This window comes from Roseofilum sp. (genome assembly GCF_982964205.1).
The window spans coordinates 1-8,130 of record NZ_CEZBFX010000016.1 but is presented as its reverse complement, the minus strand read 5'-3'; the positions used below and the strand labels follow the sequence as shown (position 1 = coordinate 8,130).

Sequence of the window (8,130 nt, the reverse complement as noted above, 5' to 3'; positions counted from 1 at the left end):
CCTATTGCCTATTCCCTATTCCCTAATTACCCAAGTGACCCCTTAAACCCCTACAATAAAGTCTTGCACAGAGATGGTTATTGATTAACATTAGGACATTAGGAGCAACAATTATGGGACAGCAAGCTGTTGGAGCTATTGAAACCAAGGGATTTCCAGGAATTTTGGCTGCTGCTGATGCCATGGTAAAAGCTGGACGGATTACCTTAGTTGGCTATATTCGCGTTGGGAGCGCTCGATTTACCGTAAATATCCGGGGAGATGTTTCTGAGGTCAAAACGGCAATGGATGCAGGAATAGACGCTGTAGAGAAGGCTTACGGCGCGACCCTAGAATCTTGGGTGATTATCCCCCGTCCCCACGAGAACGTAGTTGCTGTCCTCCCGATTGATTACAACGATAATGTAGAGTCCTATCGCAGAGCTGTTGAAGGGGATACACCACGACCTTCATTAACGGTGGGTGGGTAATCCGTCAGGGGTAATGGGTAATGGGTACGGCACTCATTACTCATACAGCGCTTTGCGCTGGAGAACAGGGAACAGGGAACAGGGAATAGGCAATGTTCTCCCGAAACAATCTAGGAGTGGAAACGCACTATACATCGTTAAACTGATGACTTGGAGTCGATCTGATTACGGGTTACTCATTCTCGGCTTCTCCACCAACGACTACATTGCGGATGCGTAAGGAGGGGCCGCCACAGCCAACAGCCAACCCATTTTGTCCCCCTTTGCCACAGCCGCCGGACTCATCCCAGTAAAAATCATCACCGATCGCTTCAATATCAGCTAAGGTACTAAACACATTGCCGGAAAGGGTCACATCTCGTACCGGTTCAGCAATTTTCCCATTGCGAATCATCCAAGCTTCTCCTGCACCAAAGGTAAACATTTCTCCATTGGTCATTCCCCCCCGCCAGTTTTTAGCGTAAACGCCTTCTTGAATACCGCTAAACAAATCGCTCACAGGAGTTTCCCCTCGCTCAATCCAGGTATTGGTCATTCGTACTAAGGGAGGATAATGATAATTGAGGCAACGAGCATTCCCTGTGGGTTCCTCTCCCAGTTTACCAGCGGTTTCCCGCGAATGCAGACGGCCGGCTAATACCCCATCTTTGATGAGTTGGGTGGTTGTGGCTGGGGTTCCTTCATCATCATAGAAATAACTGCCTCGGTGACCTTGCGGCGCTCCACCATCGAGAATTTGCAGGTTGTCCGGGCCAAATTTGCGCCCTAGGGTCATCACTTCCAGGAGATCGGGGTTTTCATAGGCCATATCGGCTTCTGAAAGGTGGCCGAAGGCTTCATGGACAAATAATCCGGTTAAAATTGGATCGATGACGACGGTGTAGGTATTGCCTTTAATGGGAGGATGGGAGAGGGCATTAACGGCACGCTGGGCAGCGGATCGCACTTGGTCATCGAGTTGGGTTAAATCTTCATACCCATTGCGCGATCCGGTGGTTTCCCGTCCAGTTTGTACGGTGGAACCCTGCCGAGCGGTGGCGGCAAAGCGCATCTCTAAATCGACCCAGGATTGTTCAATGAGGGTTCCTTCAGAGGTGATTAAGATAATCCGCTGAAAGCAGTCTCCATAGCGCACGGAGGTTGTGGCTACTTGCGGATTGGTACTGTGGAGAATGTCCGCGTAGCGATCGCACAATTGCTTTTTCTCGATTAAAGGAATCTCCCTGGGATGGGTTCCTCCTAGGGGCAAGACCTGGCTATCTTCGATAATGGGAATCGGCGCTAGGATGGTTTCTTCTTGTCCCACTAACCGCGCAGAGGCAATCGCCTCTTCTATCCGCTTCGACAATACCCCCAGTTGGTTAAAGCTACTCATTCCCCAACCGCCTTTGTAACAAGCACGTACTTGTCCCCCTAGGGAAATACCTTCACTGAGGGTTTCTACTTTATCCCCCCGCAGCAAGATATCAGTCGCTTCTGCTTCTTCCAGACGGATAGCGAGGAAATCAACTTGAGCGCGATAGCGTTTGATTAAATCCGAGAGCAGGTTTTTAAGATCCGTATTCATGGCAATTCAACCGGTTTAGACGATTGAGGCTTGAGTGATTACATTGGGTCAGTGCTGTCTTCGCTCTCTCGATCGAAATAGTCCAAGAACGAATTCATCCCTAGTAACTGTATACCACGGATATCTATAGCTGTTCTCACAACTGCCTACTATTTCGGCTTGCTTTTAGGATATACAAGGTAACGATCTCCTCGATAACTGCATGGGACTACTTGGTTGATGCCTTATTAAGCGCAACTGCATAGAGAAATGGTATTACCGGACTATCATACATTTTGGAATGGGATTCAGATTCTTAGTTTGGATAGTCAATCTTAACTTTTAGCAAGGGATAGCTAAACCAAGGATCAGAAGATAAAAATGAGTTTTACTGACCAATTCGGAGGGGAAGTTTCAAAATGTCTGATCAGTTGAATTTGGCGGATGAATTCACGCAAGTAAAAGCGCCGTTCTGCTTCAGAAAGATCGAGCCAAAATTGGGGAATCGAAACCGCTTGGGCGACAGAGGTTAAATTAACTGGAGGAAGTGCGGCTAAATTAGCTTGTAGTTTGGAGAGTTCGCTACGGATTTTATAGGTGCGAAGATCGGCAGTTTCTGCATCAAGAATTCCGTGTTTTTTCAGTTCAGGTAATTGGTCTAATATTTTTTGATTCTGGTTGATTTTTTGCTGAAGTTGTGATTCAATCTGTTCGAGATCGGGGAGAGTGAGTTTAGCAACGGCTGGCTGTAAATCTTGACAAATTTTGGTAATGGTTGCATCTAAAACTTGTTCATAGCGTAATCCTTTGCATTTAGGTTGTCGAGGGCAGTGAATGGGACGCAGATAGAGATATTCCCCGGGTTGGCGATGACGGGTGACACGGGTAATTTTCATTCCAGATTGGCAGTTTTGACAGGAAACTAAGCCAGAGAGAGATCGCGGAGCGCTTGCCGAGCGAGGGGGAAGGCGACGATTCCGACGCAGGAGGCGATCGATTTGGGCGGCTTCTTCTCGTGAGAGAATAGGGGTATGAGTATCGGAGAGAATTTCGCCGTTTTTAAAAGCGGTGTCTCCTCGATAAACGGGATTCGTTAGCCATCGTTTGCCGGTGGAGACGGAGATTGTTTTACGATATTTTTGATTCAGATAGCGAACGGCAGCACGAACCGATCCATAAAGGAGAAAATGGTCAAAAAAGTCTTTAACAACGGGGGCATAACTGCGGTCTAGACTATAGCTATTTTTGTTGCGTTTATAACCATAGGGTGCTTTTCCGGGTGGGGGTTTAGCTTGCAGACGATTTTGAGCGTGCCCTTGGCGAATACGGAGACTGTGATAATAGGTTTGGAGGCGATTAAAGAGGTGCAGAATATCGCTATTTTCTACTCTAGGTTGTTCTTCACCCTGAAGTGGAATTACCTGTACATTTTGAGTTTCTAAGCGCTGGAGAGCATTAGTCATCGTTTCTGCATTATCTCCTAGTTCTTCCAGTCGGCGAATGAGTAGGTAAATCTCGCCTGTTTCTTCCTCTGCTGCCAGGTCTTGAAATAGGGTTTTTAGTTCTTCTCTTCCCCCTAAATCTTGGTAGATACGATCGACTTCCCATCCCCAAATACTGGATTTAGGGGGAGATTCGAGGATGGGGTCACACCAAACATAGGCGAGAATTTTCATAGCGCTTCGCGCTGGGAATGGGGAATAGGGAATAGGAACAACCGGTTTTTCCCTTAAAAGCTCCCATTTTAACGCAGATGTTGGCCGGTTCCTCCATCGGCTGGATCGAGAAATGGTCTGAGATCGATGCCATTGGATAGGGTGCGCGGTTGAGGAGTTTCGGGTTGGGGGTTGGGAATACGGTTAAGTCCGGATAGATCGCGGTTCGTAACTTGGCCCAGCAGATCTAACCAGTTGCTGGTGCTGCGTCCTTCAGTAAAGGTGGTGACGGGGAGGGTATTTTGGCCGCTATCGGCGATCGCCAAATTCTCAAATACGCGATCGCGAATTAATCCTGGATCTCGTCCAGGAGGAACGGTGAGAACGATGCGACAGCGATTATCTGCACGGGTTGTGACACAAACCGTATCATAACCATTCTCAAAACCCGTTTGCAATTCCAGCAATCCATCGGCGCGATAAAACTCCAGTCGTCTACTAATTTCTGTACATCGACGTTCCGGTGTCCATCCTCCTCCCAGTTCAATAGGAGTTGCCCAAGCATAGGATTGATTCGGTTGACTGGTGGGATGATACCTTACCGTTGGTTGCCCCTGCTCAATTTCGCAAGTGAACCGGGGTTGAGTCTCTACCGGAATTCCATCAGTCGGAACACGAGGGGATGGTTCAGAGGGAGCCGGTTGAGTATCGACAGGAAAATCTCTCGGCCAGGTAGTTTGTGCCAGAGAGGGAGAGGCGAAGAGAACGACAGTAACACTTAGAAGTAAACTCAGATGAGGTTTCATGATTCGAGGTTTCTTTGAACAATGACTTCACTTAGTATGACGGGAGGAAAATCAGTTATATCCCTCATGAAGCTACTTAAATGCTTCATAACTCCTAACACCTGATAATAGATTTCTATAGAAGTCGCAATATTTATCAATCACAGAGAGGGTCGGTTGAGCAGTTCTTGGTGCAATCATACTTCTGAGAAGGCTGAAAGCCTTGTTTCTTTATTATACTCTTCCCAGAGTGATAGAAGAGGGATAAGCGTTTTTTTAAAGATAGCCAGAAAGCTCATACTATTTCTCTTTAATCTTACCACTAATGATTTCTCTAGAGGTAGTTGTCTGAGTCGTTTCATTAAGCGTAGCATCATGGAGAAATGGTATCACTCGCGAGATTGAGTCTGTTGTTCACTTTGCCCCATTCCCACACATAGAGGGCTTTGCGCTGTAACATCAGACCTAATTTTAAATTTTTAATTGAATCCGATGGGGACTCTCAGTGTGTAGTGGTATGGTTGACATCAGAGTTAAATCCTCTGGCTACCATGTACCATAACCCTATTGGCTCTTCCCTATTGCCTCTCCCCTATTCTCTAGCGCAAAGCGCATAATTGAACCGTGCGCCCTCTATTGCTACCCAAACGACGGGTGATGATTGCCGAGGCTTGTCTGATTGGATTAGTCTCTGGTTGTAGCGCCGTCTTACTCAGAAATGGCATAGGAGCCTTGGGGGGGTGGCGGATCTGGCTCACCCAAATCTTCCCCGCTTGGTTTGTCTTACCCATCATAGGCATGACCTTTGCCTTTCTCTCCGGTTGTTTGATTGAAGCCTTTGCCACAGAAACCCAAGGGAGCGGTATTGCCCACGTCAAAGCTGTTCTCGAAGGAACCCCGCTTCCTCTGGGTTGGCGGACTGCTCTGGTTAAGCTTATTGCCGGATTGCTTTCTCTCTCTTCTGGACTCACCCTCGGTCGTCAAGGGCCAACTGTACAAATTGGAGCTGCTTTAGCTTCGGAAATTGCGAGAATTTTTCCCACCTCTCCTAACCATCGTCGGCAAATGGTCGCCGCTGGTGCCGCCGCAGGACTGGCGGCTGGCTTTAATGCCCCGATCGCTGGCATGTTATTTGTATTAGAAGAATTACTCCATGATGTTTCAGAATTAACTCTAGAAACAGCGATCGGAGCCTCCTTTATCGGTGCAGTCGTCTCTCGCATCTTTGGAAATGACCTCAACCTCAATCGGGAAGTCAGTGCTTCGGTTGCCCATTTCTCTGCCCCAGAAATTCCGTCTTTCTTGATGCTAGGTATCCTAGCCGGAATTCTAGGTACACTCTTCAACCAAAGTATTATTACCAGCCTGACTCTCAATCGGCGCTTACCCCTGACTCTACCTGCTCGCATGGCTTTGACTGGTTTAATTTCTGGCCTTTGTATTGCCTTATTGCCACAAACGTTTAATGACCATGCGGGTTTACGACAACTGTTGTTAGTCGGGGATCTTAAAGCTACTGAAGTCCTTCTTGCCTTTGTTGTTCATTTTTTACTCACCTGTTTAGCCTATGGTGCAGGGACACCTGGGGGACTCTTTGCCCCAACCCTAACATTAGGTGCAGCTCTTGGCTATTTGGTGGGTTACTCTCTGGGATTACCCCTCGGTATTTCTCCTGATACTTATGCCCTGGCGGGGATGGGAGCCTTTTTTAGTGCCGTGGGTAAAGTTCCCATGACCAGTATTGTGATTGTTTTTGAAATCACGGCAGATTTTAATTTGGTCTTACCCCTGATGATTGTGTCGGTGGTGGCCTATTTTGTATCCAGTTTGCTAGAGAAAAACTCCCTATACCAACGTCTGTTGGTCTGGAATGGTATGGAAGCCCAAAGCCATCAACGAAAAACACCGGAAGGCTTTGATGAATTGATTGCCGAGGATCTGATGCAACACCGGGTGGAAACATTGAATCTCCATTTACCTTTAGATCAAGTGGTGCAAGCGTTTTCTCGCTCTCATCATCGGGGATTTCCTGTGGTGCATGGAGGTCAGTTAGTCGGTATTGTTACCCAGGAAGATCTAAAGAAATGCAACATGAATCAGAAGTCCGTATTGGGGGAAATTATGACCCCCGATCCGGTGAGTGTTCCCCCTTCTTGTCCCTTAAGTGAGGTGGTCTATTGCCTGAATCGTTATAAACTCAGTCGTCTTCCGGTGACTGAAGGACGCAGGTTAGTAGGAATTATTACCCGCAGTGATATTATCCGGGCGGAGTCAGATTTGCTCAGTGGTATCGGGCCAACCTTGGGGCCGGCTGGTGGGACTTCTTATGTAATTTATAGAACACAGGGGCCGGCAACGGGTAAGGGCCGGATTTTGGTTCCAGTGGTCAATCAGCGCACGGCAGCTTTATTGTTGCAGATGGCAGGGGCGATCGCCGCAGAACAAGATTATGAGTTGGAATGTCTGCAAGTCGCTTTGGTTTCCCATCATACTCCGGTCGATCGAGCCCGGGTCAGCTTTGATGCATTTCAACGCTGGACGAACTATACGGAAAAGTTGGGTGAACAGTTAGGCATTAGTGTACATACTCAGGTGCGAGTCACCCATGATATTGGGAAAACGATTCTAGAGACGGTGAAGTATCGTCATGTAGATCTGTTGCTGATGGGATGGAAGGGAAAAACGACGACGGAGGGGCGCATTTTTGGGGATGTGGTGGATACCTTAATTCGTCAAGCCCCTTGTGAAGTAGTGTTGGTTAAGTGGGCTACCCGTGGACAACAGGCGAAGTGGCATTTTAATCGCTGGTTACTGCCGTTGGCAGGAGGGCCGAATGCGATCGCCGGTGCTGAGTTGTTACCGGGTTTAATGCGCTTGCGATACATTCAGTTCAAATCTAAAGGCCACAATTGGGATCAGCCCTTTTTTCCCCCAGAAATCCAATTGTGTCAGGTCTGTTCTCCAGAACAGAAAGCCCAGGTTTCTGCGATGTTGGAAGAGGTGCAGCAGTTTTTGCACGGTCGCTTAAAATCAGTTTCTTTGGTGTCTGGAGACAGACACAAGGAAGAGTTAAGATTACCTAAATTGAGTCGAGTACAGCTCATCTCTGAACAGGTCAGCGAAGCCATTATTCAACAAGTTCAAAAATCCCACATTGATGTCGTGATTATGGGAGCATCACGAGAAGGTTTACTCAAACAGGTAATTAAAGGCAACATTCCAGAGGCGATCGCCTCCGGATGCGATTGTACTGTGATTTTAGTGCGTCAAGCTATCTCCCTAACTTGAATTTCAGCAGTTTTCCTTTGCTATGCAGTAGAGCGCCAGAATATAGCAAGAGAAGAGAGAGTTATCCCTCTTCTGTCACTTTCGGAAAAAGGGGAGTGAAACCCTGATTCTTTCGTTGGCGATCGCGAGCTATCACTCTGGGAAATTCGTCAGAATTTCCCAGAGTGATAGAAGAGGGCTAAACAGTCTATGCAAGGAGATCAACACCAGAGATGTTATTGCCATTCAACTCATTGAAGAACGGTTCAAATGTGCCGGAGGTTTGAATTCCAAAGCTATTCGGATTAAACCCAAATACATCCTCGTTCGTACCTGATGCACCCGATACATGGAAGTTATAGTCAATTCGGTTAACAGTGAGACACTAAAAAGTACAGTAATTACAA

The 8,130-nt window shown here is 47.3% G+C and carries 5 protein-coding genes; 2 read left to right on the top strand and 3 right to left on the bottom strand.

The features are described 5' to 3' along the window. Positions 1 to 113 precede the first annotated feature (113 nt). A complete protein-coding gene (locus AC3A14_RS06720; RefSeq protein WP_271942574.1) occupies positions 114 to 470 on the top strand; it encodes a carbon dioxide-concentrating mechanism protein CcmK in 357 nt (118 codons plus the stop codon). Positions 471 to 642: 172 nt separating this feature from the next. On the opposite strand, the gene AC3A14_RS06715 is transcribed toward AC3A14_RS06720, so the two are convergent. The 3 genes from AC3A14_RS06715 to AC3A14_RS06705 form a co-directional block, all read right to left on the bottom strand. Further along, positions 643 to 2,037 carry a TldD/PmbA family protein gene (locus AC3A14_RS06715; RefSeq protein WP_318731627.1) on the bottom strand — a complete coding sequence of 465 codons (1,395 nt, stop codon included), beginning with the start codon at positions 2,035 to 2,037 and terminating at the stop codon, positions 643 to 645. A gap of 347 nt (positions 2,038 to 2,384) precedes the next feature. Then, a complete protein-coding gene (locus AC3A14_RS06710) occupies positions 2,385 to 3,692 on the bottom strand; it encodes a recombinase family protein (protein WP_318731628.1) in 1,308 nt (435 codons plus the stop codon). Between the two features lie 68 nt (positions 3,693 to 3,760). After that, positions 3,761 to 4,477: a COP23 domain-containing protein gene (locus AC3A14_RS06705; RefSeq protein ID WP_318731629.1), complete on the bottom strand. Its 717-nt coding sequence runs from the start codon at positions 4,475 to 4,477 to the stop codon at positions 3,761 to 3,763. 603 nt (positions 4,478 to 5,080) lie between these two features. Between AC3A14_RS06705 and AC3A14_RS06700 the strand changes: the two genes are divergently transcribed. Then, positions 5,081 to 7,744, top strand: coding sequence for a chloride channel protein (locus AC3A14_RS06700; protein WP_318731630.1), 2,664 nt, complete (start codon positions 5,081 to 5,083; stop codon positions 7,742 to 7,744). Positions 7,745 to 8,130: the final 386 nt, after the last annotated feature.

Excerpts from the sequence above, each read along its gene's own strand:
- AC3A14_RS06710 (WP_318731628.1), bottom strand. The coding sequence starts at position 3,692 with ATGAAAATTCTCGCCTATGTTTGGTGTGACCCCATCCTCGAATCTCCC.
- AC3A14_RS06715 (WP_318731627.1), bottom strand. The coding sequence starts at position 2,037 with ATGAATACGGATCTTAAAAACCTGCTCTCGGATTTAATCAAACGCTAT.
- AC3A14_RS06705 (WP_318731629.1), bottom strand. The coding sequence starts at position 4,477 with ATGAAACCTCATCTGAGTTTACTTCTAAGTGTTACTGTCGTTCTCTTC.
- AC3A14_RS06720 (WP_271942574.1), top strand. The coding sequence starts at position 114 with ATGGGACAGCAAGCTGTTGGAGCTATTGAAACCAAGGGATTTCCAGGA.